Source organism: Polaromonas sp. UBA4122, assembly GCA_002381615.1.
Taxonomy (GTDB): Bacteria; Pseudomonadota; Gammaproteobacteria; order Burkholderiales; family Burkholderiaceae_C; genus Polaromonas.
This window is the reverse complement of record DFWY01000010.1, coordinates 61,359-61,722: the sequence shown is the minus strand read 5'-3', so window position 1 is coordinate 61,722 and position 364 is coordinate 61,359. Positions and strand designations below refer to the sequence as shown.

Annotated in this window: 1 protein-coding gene; it reads right to left on the bottom strand. The window is 55.5% G+C overall.

Annotated features, from left to right (window positions below; all coding sequences use genetic code 11):
* A partial coding sequence (locus B3F77_RS01835; protein WP_293603301.1) for a transporter substrate-binding domain-containing protein occupies window positions 1-364 on the bottom strand: 364 nt, incomplete at both ends.

Here is a 364-nt window from a genome sequence, read left to right as displayed (position 1 = left end):
CAATGGAACCGTCCATGACGAAAGCATCAGCGCGCCCCGATTCGAGCAGCAGGAAACTGTCGGAGTGGTCTTTGCCGAAAATTTCCTTGAAGTCAACGCCGGTAGCCCGCTTGTTCTTGCGCAGCGTCTGCACCGAAGTGGTGCCGGTAGTGGTCGCCACGTTCTTGCCGCCCAGTTGGGAAATCGATGTAATGCCCGAATTGGCTTTGACGGCGATGCGGACTTCTTCCACAAACGTCGTGTCGACAAAAGCCACATCTTTCGCACGGGTTGCATTGTTGGTGGTCGAGCCGCACTCAATGTCTACCGTGCCATTTTGAACCAGCGGAATGCGGTTTTGCGACGTGACGGGCTGGTATTTCAC